The 18,491-nt window shown below is 72.9% G+C and carries 19 protein-coding genes; 13 read left to right on the forward strand and 6 right to left on the reverse strand.

The features are described 5' to 3' along the window. Positions 1-251: 251 nt before the first annotated feature. Positions 252-611 carry a hypothetical protein gene (locus tag GA0074694_RS34110; protein ID WP_425413614.1) on the forward strand — a complete coding sequence of 120 codons (360 nt, stop codon included), beginning with the start codon at positions 252-254 and terminating at the stop codon, positions 609-611. A 201-nt stretch (positions 612-812) separates the two neighbouring features. Here GA0074694_RS34110 and GA0074694_RS09295 read toward each other — a convergent pair whose 3' ends face one another. Beyond that, on the reverse strand, positions 813-1,508 hold the full coding sequence (locus GA0074694_RS09295) for a futalosine hydrolase (protein ID WP_091455554.1): 696 nt from the start codon (positions 1,506-1,508) through the stop codon (positions 813-815). Continuing rightward, complete coding sequence (locus GA0074694_RS09300; RefSeq protein ID WP_091455557.1) at positions 1,505-3,079, reverse strand: MFS transporter; 1,575 nt, start codon at positions 3,077-3,079, stop codon at positions 1,505-1,507. The genes GA0074694_RS09295 and GA0074694_RS09300 overlap by 4 nt, the downstream gene beginning before the upstream one ends. Positions 3,080-3,166: 87 nt before the next feature. Between GA0074694_RS09300 and GA0074694_RS09305 the strand changes: the two genes are divergently transcribed. Beyond that, a complete protein-coding gene (locus GA0074694_RS09305; protein WP_091455560.1) occupies positions 3,167-4,003 on the forward strand; it encodes a DUF3027 domain-containing protein in 837 nt (278 codons plus the stop codon). 49 nt (positions 4,004-4,052) lie between these two features. On the opposite strand, the gene GA0074694_RS09310 is transcribed toward GA0074694_RS09305, so the two are convergent. Then, positions 4,053-4,301 (reverse strand): DUF2530 domain-containing protein, encoded by a 249-nt coding sequence (locus GA0074694_RS09310; protein ID WP_091455564.1) that lies wholly within the window; start codon positions 4,299-4,301, stop codon positions 4,053-4,055. A gap of 90 nt (positions 4,302-4,391) precedes the next feature. Here GA0074694_RS09310 and GA0074694_RS09315 point away from each other — a divergent pair, with 90 nt between their 5' ends. The 5 genes from GA0074694_RS09315 to thpR all read left to right on the forward strand — a co-directional run bounded on the left by GA0074694_RS09315 (position 4,392) and on the right by thpR (position 8,944). After that, entirely contained in the window at positions 4,392-5,870 is a 1,479-nt protein-coding gene (locus GA0074694_RS09315) for an NCS2 family permease (RefSeq protein WP_091455566.1), read from the forward strand. 74 nt (positions 5,871-5,944) lie between these two features. Further along, positions 5,945-6,394, forward strand: coding sequence for a MarR family winged helix-turn-helix transcriptional regulator (locus GA0074694_RS09320; protein WP_176737831.1), 450 nt, complete (start codon positions 5,945-5,947; stop codon positions 6,392-6,394). Between the two features lie 60 nt (positions 6,395-6,454). Then, on the forward strand, positions 6,455-7,789 hold the full coding sequence (locus GA0074694_RS09325; RefSeq protein ID WP_091455573.1) for an MFS transporter: 1,335 nt from the start codon (positions 6,455-6,457) through the stop codon (positions 7,787-7,789). A 65-nt stretch (positions 7,790-7,854) separates the two neighbouring features. Beyond that, positions 7,855-8,364 carry a hypothetical protein gene (locus GA0074694_RS09330; protein WP_091455577.1) on the forward strand — a complete coding sequence of 170 codons (510 nt, stop codon included), beginning with the start codon at positions 7,855-7,857 and terminating at the stop codon, positions 8,362-8,364. A gap of 16 nt (positions 8,365-8,380) precedes the next feature. Next, the gene (gene thpR / locus GA0074694_RS09335) at positions 8,381-8,944 is read left to right on the forward strand and encodes an RNA 2',3'-cyclic phosphodiesterase (protein WP_091455580.1); all 564 of its coding nucleotides are present in this window, start codon (positions 8,381-8,383) and stop codon (positions 8,942-8,944) included. Between the two features lie 37 nt (positions 8,945-8,981). Here the strand turns inward: thpR and sepH are convergent, their stop codons facing one another. The 3 genes from sepH to GA0074694_RS09350 all read right to left on the reverse strand — a co-directional run bounded on the left by sepH (position 8,982) and on the right by GA0074694_RS09350 (position 12,754). Beyond that, positions 8,982-10,055, reverse strand: coding sequence for a septation protein SepH (gene sepH, locus GA0074694_RS09340; RefSeq protein ID WP_091455582.1), 1,074 nt, complete (start codon positions 10,053-10,055; stop codon positions 8,982-8,984). A 183-nt stretch (positions 10,056-10,238) separates the two neighbouring features. Further along, positions 10,239-11,366: a phosphoserine transaminase gene (gene serC, locus GA0074694_RS09345; RefSeq protein WP_091455585.1), complete on the reverse strand. Its 1,128-nt coding sequence runs from the start codon at positions 11,364-11,366 to the stop codon at positions 10,239-10,241. Between the two features lie 281 nt (positions 11,367-11,647). Next, positions 11,648-12,754 carry a citrate synthase 2 gene (locus tag GA0074694_RS09350; RefSeq protein WP_091455589.1) on the reverse strand — a complete coding sequence of 369 codons (1,107 nt, stop codon included), beginning with the start codon at positions 12,752-12,754 and terminating at the stop codon, positions 11,648-11,650. A gap of 248 nt (positions 12,755-13,002) precedes the next feature. On the opposite strand from GA0074694_RS09350, the gene pdxH reads away from it, so the two are divergent. The 6 genes from pdxH to GA0074694_RS09380 all read left to right on the forward strand — a co-directional run bounded on the left by pdxH (position 13,003) and on the right by GA0074694_RS09380 (position 18,451). After that, positions 13,003-13,662: a pyridoxamine 5'-phosphate oxidase gene (gene pdxH, locus GA0074694_RS09355; protein ID WP_245714610.1), complete on the forward strand. Its 660-nt coding sequence runs from the start codon at positions 13,003-13,005 to the stop codon at positions 13,660-13,662. Positions 13,663-13,814: 152 nt separating this feature from the next. After that, a complete protein-coding gene (locus GA0074694_RS09360) occupies positions 13,815-15,062 on the forward strand; it encodes an MFS transporter (RefSeq protein ID WP_245714730.1) in 1,248 nt (415 codons plus the stop codon). An 81-nt stretch (positions 15,063-15,143) separates the two neighbouring features. Beyond that, positions 15,144-16,073, forward strand: a complete 930-nt coding sequence (locus GA0074694_RS09365) for an aldose 1-epimerase family protein (RefSeq protein ID WP_091455596.1) — start codon at positions 15,144-15,146, stop codon at positions 16,071-16,073. Between the two features lie 67 nt (positions 16,074-16,140). After that, positions 16,141-16,779: a nitroreductase family protein gene (locus GA0074694_RS09370; RefSeq protein WP_091455599.1), complete on the forward strand. Its 639-nt coding sequence runs from the start codon at positions 16,141-16,143 to the stop codon at positions 16,777-16,779. A gap of 147 nt (positions 16,780-16,926) precedes the next feature. Then, positions 16,927-17,232, forward strand: coding sequence for a type II toxin-antitoxin system VapB family antitoxin (locus GA0074694_RS09375; protein ID WP_091455602.1), 306 nt, complete (start codon positions 16,927-16,929; stop codon positions 17,230-17,232). Between the two features lie 58 nt (positions 17,233-17,290). Continuing rightward, the gene (locus GA0074694_RS09380) at positions 17,291-18,451 is read left to right on the forward strand and encodes an acyl-CoA dehydrogenase family protein (RefSeq protein ID WP_091458894.1); all 1,161 of its coding nucleotides are present in this window, start codon (positions 17,291-17,293) and stop codon (positions 18,449-18,451) included. Positions 18,452-18,491 lie beyond the last annotated feature (40 nt).

Here is an 18,491-nt window from a genome sequence, read left to right on the forward strand (position 1 = left end):
CCGGGGCGAGTTGTCCACAGGCTTGTCCACAGGAGTGCGGGAGGTAGTTGAGAACGGCGGCGAGCTTTCGGACGATCAGGGTGTGACCGAGCGTGCGGTGATCCCGGACGGCCCGACTGGGGAGCCGCTGACGGGCAGGGCAAAGCCGACGCCGGGGCCGGGGCGGGTGTCGGGGCCGGGGCCGGACGGACCGGGGCGGGTGTCGAGCTCGGGGCGGTGCTGCGCGCCCTGCGGACCTGAGCCAGCGCGAGCTGGCCGCGCGGGCCGGGGTGCCGAAGAGCACCGTGGCCCGGATCGAGTCGGGCGAGGCGGCCGGAACCACGGTTCCGTACGGTCGAGCGGCTGGTCCGTGCGGCCGGGGGCGAGGTGACGGTCGGCGTCGCGGGTGGGGAACGACCGGCGGCGGTCCCGGCCGTGCCGCACGACGGATGTCGGGACGGCGCGGGTCGGCACTACCCCGCCCACCTCGACGTACGGGAGGTCCGCACCCTGAAGGACTGGCCGGGGGCCTGGTGGGCGGACTGGTACAACCTGCCGCCGGAGCGGTGGCCGTTGCCGGTGCCCCCGGCGACCTACGACCTCGACCGGCGTGGTCGAGACCGGCGGCGTGAGATCGACCGGATCCTCCAGCAGATTCGTTACCGGCGGGGACGGTGCCGGCCTGCCCGCCACCGCGTGGCGGCTGGTCACCTTCCTCACGGCGGAGATGGATCGGTCCGGGATCGGCACGGTCCACGCGGTTGCCGAGGGCGGTGAGATCGCATTCCCGCACGCCTGCGACTTCCAGATGGGGTGGACCAGGCCGCGGGCGCTCAGGCTCTGTCGGTCCGCCGGGCGTCGAGGGCCGCCGGACCCAGGGCGTCGAGGGCCGCGGCCGCCGAGCCCAGGGCGGTGAGTGCTTCCCGGAGACGCCACGCGCCCCGGTCGCGGGGCCCGATCGGGTTGGAGATCGTCCTGAGTTCCACGAAGGGGACCCCGGCCTGGGCGGCGGCGACCGCGACGGCGTACCCCTCCATCGCCTCGGCCACCGCGTCAGGGTGTCGGTCGGCGAGGGCCCGGGTGCTGTCGGCGGTGCCGGTCACGGTGCTGACGGTCAGCACCGTGCCGACCACCGCGTCCGGTAGCGCCGACCGCAGGGCGGCGAGCAGGGCCGGATCCGCCGCGACCGCGACCTCGCCGCCGAGCTGCTCGGGAGACATGCCCAGCTCGTCGATCGGGATGAACCCCTCCGGCGACTCCGCACCCAGGTCCGCCGCGAGGCTACGGCCGGCGAGCACGGTCCCGCCGACCGCCACCCGATGGGCGAAGCCCCCGGCCACGCCGGCGCTGACCACGCCACCGTACGGGCGTCCGGCGGCCTCGGCGAGCGCCAGCAGACGTGCGGTGGCCGCCCCCGCCACGGCCGGTCCGACGCCGACCGGGACGACCGTCGCCGTCGGGTCGGTCAGGCCGGTACGGACCGCCTCCGCCTCGGCGGGCACCGCGGTGACCACGAGCAGACCCGTCATGCCACCGGCCCCTGGGAGTCCTGGCGGTCCTCGTCCTCCGAGCGGTCGGCCACCGGTGAGGGACGGTAGATGTGGTAGCCGGGTGGAATGAGCCGCTCGTCCTCCGGCGCGGTGGGCGCGGGAGCGGGAGCGGGGTCGTGGCCGGTGGTGCCGGCGGGGGCGGGGTCGACGAGTTCGTCGTCGCCGACGGGGCGGCCGAGCAGGCGTTCGCCGCGTAACCGGCGGGTGACGAGCATGCCCCGGAGGGCGGCGAGCGTGCCGACGGCGGCAGCCACACCGATGCCGATCCGCCCGTCGAAGGGGACCAGCCCCAGGCCGCCGCCGGCCACGAAGGCGAGCATCAACACCGTCTCGGAGTGGGCGAAGGAGCTGGCCCGCAGTCGCTCCGGGATACGTTCCTGGATCGACGCGTCGACGGCGAGCTTGGCGACACCGCTGGTCAGGGCGGCCACCAGGCAGAGCGCGGCCACCATCGCCAGGGAGAACCGGATCGTGGCGAGCACCGCCACCCCGGCCACGATGACCATGCCGCTGGACTGGATCAGCGCCGGGTGGTGGATGTGGAGGCGGGTGCCGACGGCGGTGGCCAGGAAGGCGCCGAGGGCCAGCGCCGCGCCGACCAGGCCGAGGGCGACCTCGTCCCCGAGATCCCGGCCGAGGAGCACGGTGGTCAGGTCGCCAGCCTTGATCGCGAAGGCGAGGAAGAGCAGCAGGAAGCCGTACACGGCGCGGAGAGTGGCGGCGCCGATCAGCGTGGCCAGCACCAGTCGGCCCGCCGGGCCGCCACGGCCCAGCGGCCGTTCACCGTCGCGGCCGAACGCCCGGCGCAGCGGGCGGGGCACCCGTTCCGGTGGCTCGGAGTCGGCGCGGGGCGGCAGCCGTAGGGCGATCACCATGCCGGCCAGGAAGATGAGGGAGGCGACCCGGAGCGGCCACTGCGGGCCGAACCAGAACGCGGCCAGCCCGATCGGGGCGACCAGGCCGCCGGCGACCGTGCCGTAGACGCTGGCCCGCGCGCCGACCTGGGAGAGGCCGAGCCCTTCGGGAAGTAACCGGGGCACGGCCGCGGAACGGGCCACCCCGTACGCGCGGGAGAGGGCGAGCACCCCGAACGCCGCCGGGTAGAGCCCGAAGCCGTGGATGTAGTCGGAGATCATCCAGGCCAGGAAGGCCCGGCCCAGCATGGTGGCCGCGAGAGCGTAGCGCCGGCCGTGCCGGAAATGGTCGAGCAGTGGCCCGACCACCGGCGCCAGCATCGCGAACGGCACCATCGTCACCAGCAGGTAGAGGGCGACCTTGCTGCGGGCTTCGCCGAGCGGCACGTTGAAGAAGATCGTTCCGGCCAGGCCGATGGCGATCAGGGTGTCCCCGGCGCACGAGACGGCGTGCAGGTCGAAGAGGCGGATCATGCCGACCTCGCCCCCGGCGCTGCGGGCCCTGGCCAGACCGAACCGCCGTCCCATCCACCGACCGCCGTCGACCGACCCGCGGAGGAGCCTGCGGGTGGTGCGGACGCCCGTACCGACGGTCGTCCCGAGGACGGACCGTCCGGAGCGGGAGAACAGCGGCATGTTCCCATCCTTGCCCATCGCCCGGACCGTTGCCGCATCTGCCCGGGAAGACGTGTGTCGGGGAGTCCCTGTCGGCCGGCGACGTGCATGGGGGACAATGGAAAGGTGACCAGGCCCGCCTCCACCCGTGCCCGCCTCGACCAGGTCTGTGCCGCCGCCGTCGAGGTGGCCCGCGAAGGCATCACCGAGGTGGAGCCCTCGGACGTCGGGGACCACCTCAAGGCTGTCGCCGAGGGAGACCGGATCGTCACTCACTACTTCGAGTGCCGCCTTTCGGGCTACCGGGGTTGGCGCTGGGCGGTGACCGTCACCCGGGTCCCACGCAGCCGTAACGTGACGGTCTGCGAGACCGTCCTGCTGCCCGGCCCGGACGCGCTGCTCGCCCCGGGCTGGCTCCCCTGGCAGGAGCGGCTCCAGCCGGGCGACCTCGGCCCCGGCGACCTGCTGCCCACCCCGCCGGACGACGAGCGCCTGGCTCCGGGCTACCTGCTCTCCGACGACCCGGCGATCGAGGAGCCCGCCTGGGAACTGGGGCTCGGCCGTACCCGGGTCTTCTCCCGCGAGGGGCGGATGGACACCGCTCAGCGTTGGTACGACGGTGACCACGGTCCCGGTGCGGCGATCTCGGTCGCCGCTCCCGCCGCCGCCCGCTGCGGCTCGTGCGGGTTCTACCTCCCGCTGGCCGGGGCGTTGCGGCAGTCCTTCGGCGCCTGCGGCAACTTCTACGCCCCGGACGACGGTCGGGTGGTCAGTGCCGACCACGGGTGCGGTGCACACTCCGAGGCCCTGGCCGACGCACCCGAGTCCCAGGTCGACGAGCTGCCCACCATCTACGACGACAGTGCGGTGGAGGAGATGTCGGTGAGCCGCGCCCCGGGCTCGGTGGAGGCGACCGAGCCGGCGGAGCCGTACGGGCACTCCTGACCCGCAGCGCCGGGTACCGTCCGGTGACGGCCCGTCGGAGGCACGCAGCTCAGCGGTGGGTGCGGCGGCGTCGTCGGTTCGCGTCGTGCCGCATCATCACCGCCAGACCGGGGAACCCCCACAGGAAGCCGGCCAGGCAGGTCCAGAGCCAGTTCTCGTGACCGTTCGTGGTGATCCAGTCGCGGAAGAAGACCAGGAGCACCAGCCCGGCGACGGCCCAGATCACCAACCCGGCGAGGGCGAAGGGCACCATCGGCGGGTCGAGCGGCTCCGGCCGCGGTGGCTGTTGTCTGGGCACCTGGGAAGCGTACCTCGATCAACTTTTGCTGGTAGCCCCTGATCTGCGACGATGCGCCCGGACCGACGGAAGATCAGTTGCGAGGATCCGATGGACAAAGCGTCGCCCGAGACCGGAACACTCTCCGAGTCCCCCCGCCCCCGCAATGGCTTCGACCGGTTCTTCGAGATCTCCGCCCGGGGCTCGACGGTGGGCCGCGAGGTGCGTGGTGGGCTCGCCACCTTCTTCACGATGGCCTACATCGTGGTGCTGAACCCGCTGATCATCGGCGGTGCGGTGGACGGCGACGGCAAGAAGCTGGCGATTCCCGCCCTGGCGGCGGCGACCGCGCTGGTCGCCGGGCTGATGACCCTCCTGATGGGCGTGGTGGGCCGCTTCCCGCTGGCGCTCGCCGCCGGGCTCGGCGTGAACGCGCTGGTCGCGTACGAGATCGCACCGCAGATGACCTGGGCGGACGCGATGGGCCTGGTGGTGATCGAGGGTGTGATCATCGCCGCGTTGGTGCTCACCGGGCTCCGGACGGCGGTGTTCCGCTCGGTGCCGACCCAGATGAAGACGGCCATCGGCGTCGGCATCGGCCTCTTCCTGACCATCATCGGCCTGGTTGACGCCGGCTTCGTCCGCCGGGTGCCGGACGCGGCGAACACCACCGTCCCGGTCGGGCTGGGCATCGGCGGCAAGCTGGTGAGCTGGCCGATGCTGGTCTTCGTGCTCGGTCTGCTGGTCACCCTGGTGCTGGTGGTGCGCAAGGTGCGGGGCGCGATCCTGATCGGCATCCTCGCCTCCACCGTGCTGGCGATCGTGGTCGAGGCGGTGGCGAACGTCGGACCGTCCGTGGTCGACGGCAGGCCCAACCCGAAGGGCTGGGCGCTCAACGTGCCGGAACTGCCGAAGACCGTGGTGGACGTGCCGGACCTCTCCCTGCTCGGCAACTTCAACGTGCTGGACTCGTGGGGCCGGGCCGGTTGGCTGGTCGTGCTGATGTTCGTCTTCACCCTGCTGATCACGGACTTCTTCGACACGATGGGGACGATGGTCGCGGTCGGTCAGGAGGGTGACCTGCTCGACGAGCGCGGCACCCCGCCACGCGCCAGGGAGATCCTGCTGGTCGACTCGATCGCGGCGGCGGCCGGTGGTGCGGCCAGCACCTCCAGCAACACCTCGTACATCGAGAGCGCCGCGGGTGTCGCGGAGGGTGCCCGGACCGGCGCGGCCAACCTGGTCACCGGTGCCCTGTTCCTGCTGGCGATGTTCCTCGCGCCGCTGGTGGTGATCGTGCCGTTCGAGGCGGCCTCGACGGCGCTGGTCGTGGTCGGCTTCCTGATGATGACCGCGGTGCGGACCATCGACTGGACCGACTACGAGATCGCCATCCCGGCGTTCCTCACCATCGTGCTGATGCCCTTCACCTACTCGATCTCCAACGGGATCGGCGCGGGTCTGATCACGTACGTGGTGGTGAAGCTGGCGAAGGGGAAGGCCCGGGAGGTCCACCCGCTGCTGTACGGGGTGGCCGCCCTCTTCGTGGTGTACTTCCTGCGAGGGCCGGTCGAGTCCGTCCTCCTGTGACCCGGTGTAAACCTCCTGGTGAGCATGCTCATATCGGATGTCGTTAGCTTGGCTCATTAGCTAGGCTAACCAACGTGACGGAGCGGACGGTGACGACGAGACGCGTGGCACCGACGCAACTGGCGCAACAACTGCGTGATGCGCTCACCCGACTCAACCGGCGGGTCCGCCAGGCCCGGCCGGTGGGTGACCTCACGGTGACTCAGCTCTCCGCCCTGACCAGCCTCCGGCTGGCGGGCGCGCTGACCCCTCGGGAGCTGGCCGACGTCGAACGGGTACAACCGCCGACGATGACCAGGATCGTCGCGAAGTTGGAGGAGCGCGGCCTCGTTCGCCGCACCCCCCACCCGACCGACGGCCGGCAGGTCATCCTGGCGGCCACCGAAGGGGGGCAGGCCGTGCTCGACCAGTTCGAGCGGGCCCGCGACGAGTGGCTGGCCAACCGGCTGGCCGACCTCACCGAAGAGGAACGCGACACCCTGCGGCACGCCGCCGAGATCCTGCAGCGGCTCGCCCGCGGCTGAACGCCACCGGGTCCGCACCGTCCGCCCTGGATGACGCGTACCCGAGGAGGCGCACCGAGCGTGCGGACGAAACTGAGCACGATGTTCCAGTCCCTGCAGATCCGTAACTACCGGCTCTTCGCGTCCGGGCAGCTGATCAAGTTGATCGGCGTCTGGATGATGTTCATCGCCCAGGACTGGCTCGTCCTCGAACTCTCCGGCGACTCCGCCACCGCGCTCGGCATCGTCACCGCGCTCCAGTTCGCCCCGGTCCTGCTCCTCACCCTCCTCTCCGGCCGCCTCGCCGACCGGTACGACAAGCGCCTGCTCCTCTTCGTCGCCAACGCGTTCTGGAGTGTGCTCGCGCTCGGGATGAGCGTGCTGGTCGTCACCGGCCTGGTGCAGCTCTGGCATGTCTACGTCTTCGCCGCCCTGCTGGGCGTCGCCAACGCGGTGGAGACCCCGGTCCGGCAGGCGTTCGTCTCCGAGCTGGTCGGCACGCCGCTGCTGCCGAACGCGCTCGCCCTCTCGGCGGCCACCTTCAACAGCGCCCGGATCATCGGCCCCGCCGTCGCCGGTGTCGCGATCGCCCTCGTCGACGTCGGCCCGGTCTTCCTGGTCAGCGCGCTCAGTTCGCTCGCCCCGCTGGCCAACGTGGTCCGGATGAACCCCGCCGAGCTGTACCGCGAGGCGCTGCCCCCGATGGAGGAGCGCGACTCGGCCAAGGTCGTCGACGGGCTGCGCTACGTCGCGAAGCGCCCCGACCTGCTGCTGCCCATGGCGCTGATGTCGGTCATCGGGATGAGCCTGTTCAACTTCCAGATCACGCTCGCCGCGCTGGCCAAGACCGTCTTCGACACCGGAGCGGCCTCGTTCGGACTGTTCACCACCACGCTCGCGGTGGGCTCGCTCGCCGGTGCGCTGGCCGGAAGCGGACGGCGTAGCCGCCCATCGGTCTGGGTGGTGCTCGGCGCGGCGGTCACCTGTTCCGTGTTCGGCACCCTGGTCGGGCTCGCGCCCGGGTACTGGCTGGTCGTCGCGTTGCTCCTGCCGACCGGGTTCTTCGTGATCTTCTTCGCCCAGGCCGCCAACCAGCGGGTCCAGCTCGGCACCGACGCCGCCTTCCGGGGCCGGGTGATGGCGCTGTGGGTGCTGGTATTCCTCGGCACCAACCCGGTCGGCGCGCCGCTCGTCGGCTGGGTCGCGGAGACCTACGGTGCCGGGGCGAGCATCTGGGCCGGTGGGCTGATCTCGCTCACCGCCGCCGGACTGGCCCTGACCTGGCAACTGCGTCGCTCCGGTGCCCGCATCCGGCTGCGGATCCGCCCGTTGCCCCGGCTCTACGTCGTTTCGCCCCCGACGGCCGCTCGCGGCCGGTGCCAGACGCGGTGGCCCGCGGAGGCCGGTGTGCGGTGAACCCTCCCCGACCGGATCCCGGCATTCCGCTGGCACAGCGGGTCACGGGGGCTTAGCGTCGATACGTGGAGGTCGGTCGGGCGATGCTGCTCGTACTGGCGATCCTCCTCGTGGTGTGTGTGCCGGCCGCGGTCGCCCTGGTGTGCTGCGGTGACGACCGCCTCGACCGGATCGCCGGTGCCTGGTCGCGTCGGCGTGCCCGCCGCCGCGACCGCCGGACGATCGCCCAGCTCGACCGGGCGATCGACGCCGATGACCTCACCCGCGACATCGACCTCACCGAGTTCGACCGGCCGGACCGCCGGTCGCTGGAACAGGTCGCCGCCGACCTGTGGCGGCTCCGCGCCTACCGGTTGGGACGCGGCGGACGGCCGATCGTCTGGCCGCTGCTGCTGATCCAAACGTACGACGACCGGCTCCGACTGGCGTGCCGGTGCCTCGGTGTCACCGAGCACCTGGCCGAGCTGGAAGGGGTGGACCGGGAGATCGAGCGGGTGCGCGTCGAGGGGGCGCTGCACGCCGCCGGACTGCCGCTGCCGGCGGCCACCGCCGACCACCGCCAACGACACCGGTGACCCGACGCCGTCGCCGATGAGGCTCTTCGTCGCGGTCCACCCGCCGCCGGAGGCGGTGGCCGATCTCGCCGCGCAGGTCGCCCGGCTGCGGATCGGGCTGGCCGCCGCGGCCGGCACCGACGTCCGGCTGGCCGACCCGGCGGACGTGCACGTGACCGTCGCCTTCCTCGGCGAGGTCGGGGTCGACCGGCTGCCCGCCGTACGCGACGCGCTGGACCGGGCGGCCGGCCCGTGCCGGGGACCGGAACCGCCCCGGCTCCGGCTCGGACGCGGCGGCCGGTTCGGGTACGGCCGGCGCACCGTGCTCTGGGTGGACGTGCTCGGTGAGGTGGAGCGGCTGGCGACGCTCGCCGGCCGGATCCGGGACGAGCTGTGCGCCGCCGGACTGCCGCACGACGACCGGCCGTTCCGGCCCCACCTCACCATCGCCCGCCCCGGCGACCGGATCGACGTCGAGGAGGACCGGATCACGCTGGACGGATACCTCGGGCCGAGCTGGCGGGCGACCGAGGTGGTCCTGGTCCGCAGCCACCTCGGCCCGGTCCGCCGGTACGACCACCTCGCGGCCTGGCCGCTGTGAGCGAGCCGGCCAGGCGGCGGCCGTCCGACCCAGCGGGTCAGGAGGACTCGCGGGCCGCCGGGCCGGAACCGAAGAGCACGTCGTCCCAGCTCGGCAGCCGCTTGCGCGGCTTGCCTGCGGCCTCGGCGGGAGCCTCGGCGGCGGGTGCGCCGGTGCGGCGGGGCCGGAGCACCGCCAGCGACGGCACGGCCGGCACCTCCTTCGGCGCGTCCGAGTCGTCGTCGAACGCCGAACCCTGGCCACCACCGAGCAGGGCCGCCGCGCCACCGCTGATCGCCCGCTGACGGGGCGACTCCTGGTCGCCGAGGGCGGCCGGGGTACGCGGTTCGAGGCCCCGGCCCGAGGTCGAGCCGAGCGGCCGGTCCAGCGAGGCGAGCAGGGCGTCCCGGCCGGCGCGGATCGGGTCACGGCCCGGACGGGCGCGCTCGACGGGGGCCGGCAGGCCGTGGCCGCCCCGGCTCGGCTCGCCGCGCGACGGGCCGGGCAGGGCGTGACCCCGCTCCGGTGCCGGCTCCTGGCCGAGGATCGGGGTGGGTCGCTCGGCGCAGAGGTACTGCGCCATGTCGTCGTGCGGCGTGACGTTCTGCCGGATCTTGTCGAGATCCCAGACGGCCTGGGCGGTGGCCTTGCCGGAGGGCCAGGTGGCGATGATCCGCCAGGTGCCGTCGTCGCGGCGGTACGCGTCCCAGGAGATCTTCTCGGTGTCGATCCCGTGCTGGGCCAGCCGACCGTTGACCACCTCGGCGAGCGGGGTGGGCTTCTCGGCACCCTTGAGCCGGGTGCGGCGGGCGTGCTGGGCGAGCATGGCCCGCTCCTGGAGGACCGGGCCGGCGTACCGGAGGACCCGGTCGACCGGGACCCCGGCGATCCGGGCGACGTCCTCGGCGGACTCGCCGGAGCGGATCCGGGCCTGGATGTCCCGAGGGGAGAGCGAAGGGATCGGGTCGGGGGCCCGCTCGGTCGCGACGGCCAGCGGCGGCGCGCCGGGCTCGGCGTGCAGCACGTTGGTGACGCGCTCGTCGATGGGCAGGGCTAGCAGCCGCCCCACCTCGTCGGCGAGCACCAGGGCCTGGCCGTCCTCGGAGAGGGCGACGAAGCGTACTGGGCGCATGACGTTGCCTCCGTCCCGCTTCGCTGGCCGCACGCCAGGGTCAGCCACCCGGGCGTCTGGTCAACACGGTACGCCCATCCGTCGGCGGGTGGGGGATGCCACGCCCGCATGTCGCGGTTGAGCAGGTCAGGGATCACAGTCGCAGGGGACGCCGCCGGTCGGCGACGCCCCCCACCATAGCGGCTAGAGCCGCTCCACGACGTAGTCGATCGAGGCGGTCAGGGCCTCGACGTCGGCCGGCTCCACCGCCGGGAAGAGCGCCACCCGCAGCTGGTTGCGGCCGAGCTTGCGGTACGGCTCGGTGTCCACGATGCCGTTGGCGCGCAGCGCCTTGGCGATCGCCGAGGCGTCCACCCCGTCGGCGAAGTCGATGGTGGCGACCACGTTGGAGCGCAGCGCCGGGTCGGTGACGAAGGGGGTCGCGACGGTGGACCGTTCGGCCCAGCCGTACACCGTGCCGGCGCTCTCGGCGGTGCGCTTGGCGGCCCAGGAGAGCCCGCCCTGCGCGTTCATCCAGTCGGTCTGCTCGGCGGCCAGGAAGATCGTGGCCAGCGCCGGGGTGTTGTAGGTCTGCTCCAGCCGCGAGTTGTCGATCGCGGTGACCAGGTCGAGGAAGGCCGGGACGTAGCGGCCCGACGCCTTGATCTCGGTGGCCCGCTCCAGGGCGGCCGGCGACATCAGCGCGATCCAGAGGCCGCCGTCGGAGCCGAAGCACTTCTGCGGGGCGAAGTAGTAGACGTCGGTCTCGCCGACGTTGACGTCCAGGCCGCCGGCACCGGAGGTGGCGTCGACCAGCAGCAGCGATCCCGGGTCGGCCCCGTCCACCCGGGCGATCGGCACGGCCACGCCGGTCGAGGTCTCGTTGTGCGGGGTGGCGTAGACGTCGACCCCGGCCTCGGCGACCAGCGACGGCGCGCTGCCCGGCTCGGACTTGCGGACGGTCGGTTCGCCGAGGAACGGAGCGTCCTTGACGGACTTGGCGAACTTCGCCCCGAACTCGCCGAAGCTGGCGAACTGCGCCCGGTCACGGACCAGGCCGAAGGCGGCGACCTCCCAGAACGCGGTGGTGCCGCCGTTGCCGATGACGACCTCGTACCCCTCGGGGAGGGAGAAGAACTCGGCGAGACCGCGACGCAGCCGGGCGACCTGGTCCCGGACGGTCTTCTGCCGGTGCGAGGTGCCGAGGTAGCTGGTCGCGACGTCGGCGAGCGCGGACACGGCCGCCGGGCGGACCTTGGACGGCCCACAGCCGAACCGGCCGTCGGCGGGCTTGATCTCGTCGGGAATCCGGATGGTCGAAACATCAGCCACGGTGATCAGGCTTCCTTCTGTGGGCCACTTGACCGGGGTGCGGTTTTCCGGCGGCGCTGCCGAGCCCCCATCCTCCCATCCGCGCCCGCGTGGAACCTCTTCCGTCTCTCGTTGGGCGGTGAGGCGCTGCCCACATCGCCGACGCGGGTCACCCGGCTGCTCGCGGTCACGCTGGTGGCGCGGTTGTTGCGCCTGAAGTGGTAGGAGGGGTCCCCTGCTACCCAAAAAGCGGTAACAGGGGACCCCTCCTACCATCCGACGGGGGGTGAGCCGGCCGGTGATCAGACGCCGTGCGGGATGGCGGTCCAACCGTCGACGTCCTGCGGCTTGCGCGGACCGTGGCCGACGTAGTGGGCGGACGGCCGGACCAGCCGGTTGAGCCTCTTCTGCTCGAGGATGTGGGCGCTCCAGCCACCCATCCGGGCGCAGGTGAACATCGAGGTGAACATGTGCGCCGGCACCTCGGCGAAGTCGAGCACCACGGCCGACCAGAACTCGACGTTGGTGGCGAGGACCCGGTCCGGACGGCGGGCCTGGAGTTCGGCCAGTGCGGCCTTCTCCAGCGCCTCGGCCACCTCGAAGCGGGGCGCGCCCAGTTCGCGGGCGGTACGGCGGAGCACCCGGGCCCGCGGGTCCTCGGCCCGGTAGACCCGGTGGCCGAAGCCCATCAGCCGCTCACCCCGGTCGAGTACGCCCTTGACGTAGCCCTCGGCGTCGCCGCTGCGCTCGACCGCCTCGAGCATGGTCAGCACCCGGGAGGGGGCGCCACCGTGCAGCGGGCCGGAGAGCGCGCCGATGCCGGAGGAGATGCAGGCGGCGGCGTCGGCGCCGGTGGAGGCGACGATCCGGGTGGTGAAGGTGGAGGCGTTCATGCCGTGCTCGGCGGCGGAGATGAAGTAGGCGTCGACGGCCTTGACGTGGCGCGGGTCGGGCTCGCCCCGCCAGCGCTTCATGAACCGTTCGACGATGGTGGAGGCCTTGTCGATTTCCTTCTGCGGCACGGCCGGCAGCCCGAGACCCCGGGCGGACTGGGCGACGAAGGAGAGCGCGGTGACCGAGACCCGGGCCAGGTCCTCGCGGGCCTGCTGGTCGGAGATGTCGAGGAGCTGGTCGAGCCCCCAGTACGGGGCGAGCATGGCCACCGCGGACTGCACGTCGACCCGGATGTCACCGGAGTGCACCGGGACCGGGAACGGCTCGGCCGGCGGCAGGCCGGGACCGAACCGGCCGTCGACGAGCAGTGCCCAGACGTTGCCGAAGGAGACCTGGCCGATGAGGTCCTCGATGTTGACCCCGCGGTAGCGCAGCGATCCACCCTCGCGGTCCGGCTCGGCGATCTCGGTCTCGAAGGCTACGACGCCCTCCAGGCCCGGTTTGAAGTCGGCCATGTCGTCTCCTTGGATCTGCTCGGTGCGCCCGCCTGGGCTCATCCGGCCAACCGGCCGAGCGCCTTAGGCGACCCTCAGGAATGCGTTCGGAACATCTTGCCTGGTGGCAACCGGGTTTGCGACCCGCAACCACTGTGCTACAGGCGACATCCTGCGGTGTGGCCATCCGCAACATGGTGGTGACCTGGGGCACAACGTGCTGGTCAGCGGCGTATGGCACGGTATCGGCAGGCGAGAAGGAGGGGAACGTGACGGGAGACACAGCGGTCCCGGATGTCGGGCCGGTCGGGAACGTCGAGGAGAAAGGGCTTTCCCGGGCGGACCTGGCGGCCGACTGGTGCACTCAGTTCGACCGTTGGTTCCGCGACGTGGCCGCCGCCGGGCTGCCCGAGCCGAACGCGATGGTGGTCGGCACCGCGGACGCGGCCGGCCGTCCGAGCGGACGGACCGTACTGCTCAAGCGGTACGACCCCGCCGGCTTCGTCTTCTTCACCAACCACACCTCCCGCAAGGGGACGGAGGCCCTGGCCAACCCGTACGTCAGCCTGGTCTTTCCGTGGTTCGCCCTCGGGTGGCAGGTGATTGTCACCGGGAGCGTGGTGCCGGTGGACCGGGCCGAGACGGAGACCTACTTCGCCACCCGGCCGCGCGGCTCGCAGCTCGGTGCCTGGACCAGCCCGCAGTCCCAGGTGATCCCGGACCGCAACTACCTCAGGGAGCGCGAGCGGGAGGTGGCCGAGCGGTTCGCCGGCACCGATCCGATCCCGCCCCCACCGCACTGGGGTGGGCTGCGGGTCGTGCCGGACGCGGTGGAGTTCTGGCAGGGGCGGGCCAACCGGCTGCACGACCGGTTCCGTTACCGCCGTACCGGCCAGGACGAGTGGGTCGTCGAGCGGCTCGCGCCGTGACCCGCGCGACGGCGTGACCCAGCAGGTGGAGGCCGTGACACAGGCGAAGGACGTGACCGGGTGAAGGGCGTGACCGGGTGAAGGCGGCCGGCGAGGTCAAGGCCGCGACCGGGGCGGCGCAGGCCGAGCCGGGCAGTGCCCGTCGCTGGGCGATCGACCTGCGTCCGCTGCGGGTGCCGGCGTACCGGCGGCTCTGGACCGGCAACAGCGTGGCGATGTTCGGCTTCCAGTTCACCGCCGTCGCGGTACCGGTGGAGATGTACGCGCTGACCCGTGACTCGTTCTGGGTCGGGCTGATCGGCGTGGCCGCGTTCCTGCCGCTGCTGGTCTTCGGGCTCTGGGGTGGGGTGGTGGCGGACCGCCGGGACCGTCGCCAGGTGCTGCTGGTGGGCTCCCTGCTGCTCTGGCTCGCGACGCTCGGCCTGCTGGTCCAGGCGCTGCTCGGGGCGCGCAGTCCGGCGCTGCTGCTGGCCCTGGTGGCGGTGCAGTCCACCGCGTTCGCGATCGCCTCACCGGCGCGCAGCGCGATGCTGCCCCGGTTGGTGCCGCTCGACCTGGTGCCGGCGGCGAGCACGCTGAACTACACCACCAACACCGCGGCCACGGTGGCCGGCCCGATGATCGCCGGGCTGATCTTCGGTGTCTGGGGCACCGGCACCGGGTTGCCGATCGCGTACGCGGCGGACGCCCTGCTGCTCACCGCGTTGGTCTGGGCCGCCCGAGGGCTCCCGGCGCTGCCGCCCGAGCCGGACCCGGACGGCACTCCGCGCCGGCGGGGGCTGGCCAGCGTGGTCGACGGCTTCCGGTACCTGTTCACCACCCGGGTGCTGATGCTGTCGTTCGCCATCGACCTGATCGCCATGATCCTCGCCATGCCCCGGGCGCTCTTCCCGGAGATCGCCGAGGAGCGCTTCGGCGGCGGCGCGGCGGTCGGCTGGCTGTTCAGCGCGATCGCGTTCGGGGCGCTGCTCGGCGGGCTCACCTCCGGCTGGATCGGCCGGATCAGGCGGCAGGGGCTGGCGCTGGTCGGCGCGGTGGTCGGCTGGGGCGTGGCGGTCGCCCTGGCCGGGCTCGCCGGGCACCTCTGGCTGGCCGTCGGACTGCTCGCGGTGGCCGGCGCCGCCGACCTGGTCAGCGCGGTGCTACGGCAGTCGATGCTGCTGGTGCACGCGCCGGACCGGATGCGGGGGCGGCTCCAGGGGGTGAACACCGTGGTGGTCGCCGGTGGGCCCCGCCTGGGCGACCTCCGGGCCGGGACGATGGCCGCCGGCCTCGGCAGCGGGGTCGCCTGGGTCGGCGGTGGTCTGGCTGCCGTGGTGCTGGCCGTACTGCTCGCGGTCGGTTTCCCCGCCCTGGTCCGCTACCGGACCGGCCCGGTCGCCGGTAGCCGACAGCCCTGAGGCGACCGGCGCGGCAGCGGGCGGGGCGGCAGCGACGGAGCCGTCGGGCGCGGTGCGGGTCCAGGCACTAGGGTCGCCGGCATGCAGACCACCCAGCCCACTCCGCCCTCCGGAGCGCAGTGGACCATCGCCGCCGCCGGCCACGAGGCTGTCATCGTGGAGGTGGGAGGTGGGCTGCGGGCGTACCGTCGCGACGGCGTCGACTACGTCGACGGCTACCGCCCCGACGAGATCTGCCCCGGGTGCGCCGGGCAGGTGCTCGCCCCCTGGCCGAACCGGATCCGGGACGGCGCGTACACCTTCGGCGGGCGCTCGTGCGCGCTGCCGCTGACCGAGCCGAGCCGGCACGTCGCCATCCACGGCCTGGTGAACTGGGTGCCGTGGCGGGTGGTCGAGCAGACCGGCGACGCGGTCACCGTGGGTTACGACCTGCCGCCGCACCCGGGATACCCGTGGGCGCTGCGGCTGCGCAGCCGGTGGAGCGTGGGTACGGACGGCCTGCGTGCCGAGCACGAGGTGACGAACCTCGCCGCCGAACCGGCGCCGTTCGGCTTCGCCGTGCACCCGTACCTGCGGCTGCCCGGGGTTGCCGTGGACGACCTGCTGATGCGGGTGCCCGCCCGCAACCGGCTGCTGGTGGACGGCCGGCTGCTGCCGGTCGGGGCGGCCTCGGTGGCCGGCACGAAGTACGACTGGACCGTGCCCCGCCCGATCGCGGACGCGGTGCTGGACAACACCTTCGGCGACGTCGTCCGGGACACCGACGGCACTTCGGCGGTCACCCTCGCCGCCCCGGACGGCGCGGACGCGGTGCGCCTCTGGGCGGACGCGGAGTTCGGCTGGTGGCAGGTCTTCACCGGCGACGCGCTGTCCGGCGAGCGGCACCGCCGGTCGGTGGCGGTGGAGCCGATGACCTGCCCGCCGGACGCGTTCCGTTCCGGACGGGACCTGATCACGCTGGCCCCGGGGCAGACCTGGCGGGGCACCTGGGGCATCCGGCCCGGAGCCTGAGGAAGACAGCCGGATCCCGGGAGAACGGCCGGGGTCTGAGCCGACAGACGAAGTAGGGAGGCGCGGCGTGGAGTTCGCGGAGGTCGTCCGGCGACGACGGATGGTGCGCAACTACGACCCGGACCGCCCCGTCCCGCCGGAGGTGGTGGACCGGTTGCTCGACCACGCGGTCCGCGCGCCGTCGGCCGGCTTCGCCCAGGGCTGGGGGTTCCTGGTGCTGGAGGACCCGGCCGACCGGGAGCGGTTCTGGACCGCGGCCACACCCGGACGGGGCGGCCGGACCCGCTGGCTGACCGGGATGCGGCGGGCTCCGCTGGTCGTGGTGCCGCACGCCAACCGCTCCGTCTACCTCGACCGGTACGCCGAGCCGGACAAGGGCTGGACGGACCGCGCCGAGGAGCGTTGGCCGGTGCCGTACTGGTATGTCGACACCGGCTTCGCCTCGCTGTTGATGCTGCTCACCGCCGTGGACGAGGGGCTGGGGGCGTGCTTCTTCGGCATCCCGCCGGAGCGCACCGCCGCGTACCGGGCGGCGTTCGACGTCCCGGCGGAGTTCACGCCGATCGGTGCGCTCACCATCGGTTACCGGGCACCCGACCAGCGGTCACCGTCGTTACGTCGGGGGCGTCGCCCGGTCGACGAGGTGGTGCACCGGGGACGCTGGGGGCGGCCGGACACTCCGGCCGGTGGGTACGCGGCCGAGTAGCGAAGCTGACAAGAGGGAGCAAAATGCGAAGTGGCGGGGGCCGCTAGGCTGGCAAGGTCATCGAATACCGCTGGGTCGCGGTGTCACGCCGCGGCCCTCGGCTGGCGGGTGCCGGCCGGCTCGGCAAGGGGAGGGGAGCGTGCCGTCGTGATCTTCAGAGCGGTCCGGGACGGGCGTCCCTACCCGGAGCACCACCTCACCCTCAAGCAGTGGGCCGAGATCCCGCCGCGTCCGCTCCGCCTCGACCAGCTCATCACCACCAAGCGGGAGTTGGCGCTGGACAAGCTCCTCGCCGAGGACTCCACCTTCTACGGCGACCTCTTCCCGCACGTGGTGCAGTGGAACGGCGGGCTCTACCTGGAGGACGGGCTGCACCGGGCGCTGCGCGCCGCCCTCCAGCAGCGCAACCAGATCCACGCCCGGGTGCTCGTGCTGAGCGACCACCCGGAGTAGCGCGACGGCGGACGACGCGTGGCTCGCCTGAGGAGTCGTTTAGGGTGACGGGATGAGCCTGCCCGCCATCGATCTGCTCGACCTGGACTCGTTGCTCGACGAGGAGGAGCAGCAGATCCGCGCCGTCGTGCGCCGGCTCGTGGACGACCGGGTCCGGCCGTACGTCGCCGACTGGTACGAGCGGGGCGAGGTGCCCGCCCGCGAGTTGGCCCGGGAGTTCGGCAAGCTCGGGCTGCTCGGGATGCACCTGACCGGGTACGGCTGCGCCGGTTCCTCGGCGGTCGCGTACGGGCTGGCCTGCCTGGAACTGGAGGCCGGTGACTCGGGCGTACGGTCCCTGGTCTCGGTGCAGGGTTCGCTGGCCATGTACGCGATCTGGCGGTACGGCAGCGAGGAGCAGAAGCAGCGCTGGCTGCCTCCGATGGCGGCCGGTGAGGCGATCGGTTGCTTCGGGCTGACCGAGCCGGACCACGGGTCCGATCCGGCGTCGATGGCGACCCGGGCCCGCCGGGACGGCGACGACTGGGTGCTGACCGGCGGGAAGATGTGGATCACCAACGCGCCGGTGGCGGACGTGGCGGTGATCTGGGCGCGGGCCGAGGAGGGGGTGCGCGGGTTCACCGTACCGCTGGACACGCCCGGGGTGACCACCCGGGAGATCCGGCGCAAGATGTCGCTGCGCGCCTCGGTGACCGGCGAGATCTCCCTCGACGACGTCCGGCTCCCGGCGGACGCGCTGCTGCCGGAGGCGGCCGGGTTGAAGGCCCCGTTGAGCTGCCTCACCGAGGCGCGGTTCGGCATCGTCTGGGGCGCGCTGGGCGCGGCCCGGGACTGCCTGGAGACCACCCTGCGGTACGCGACCACGCGCACCCAGTTCGGTCGACCGATCGCCGGTTTCCAGCTCACCCAGGCCAAGCTCGCCGACATGGCGGTGGAGTGGCAGAAGGGCTACCTGCTCGCCCTGCACCTCGGCCGGCTGGCCGACTCCGGTGGCCTCCGCCCGGAGCAGGTCAGCGTCGGCAAGCTCAACAACGTCCGGGAGGCGCTGGCCATCGCCCGCAAGTGCCGGACGATCCTCGGCGCGAACGGCGTCTCCGGGGAGTACCCGGTGATGCGGCACGGCGACAACCTGGAGAGCGTGCTCACCTACGAGGGCACCTCGGAGATCCACCAGCTGGTCATCGGCCAGCGGCTGACCGGCGTCTCCGCCTTCACCTGACCCTCATACGCTCCCGTCCCGAAGACCACCCCGTCGATCA

The sequence above is a fragment of the Micromonospora inyonensis genome, assembly GCF_900091415.1.
GTDB classification, from domain to species: domain Bacteria; phylum Actinomycetota; class Actinomycetes; order Mycobacteriales; family Micromonosporaceae; genus Micromonospora; species Micromonospora inyonensis.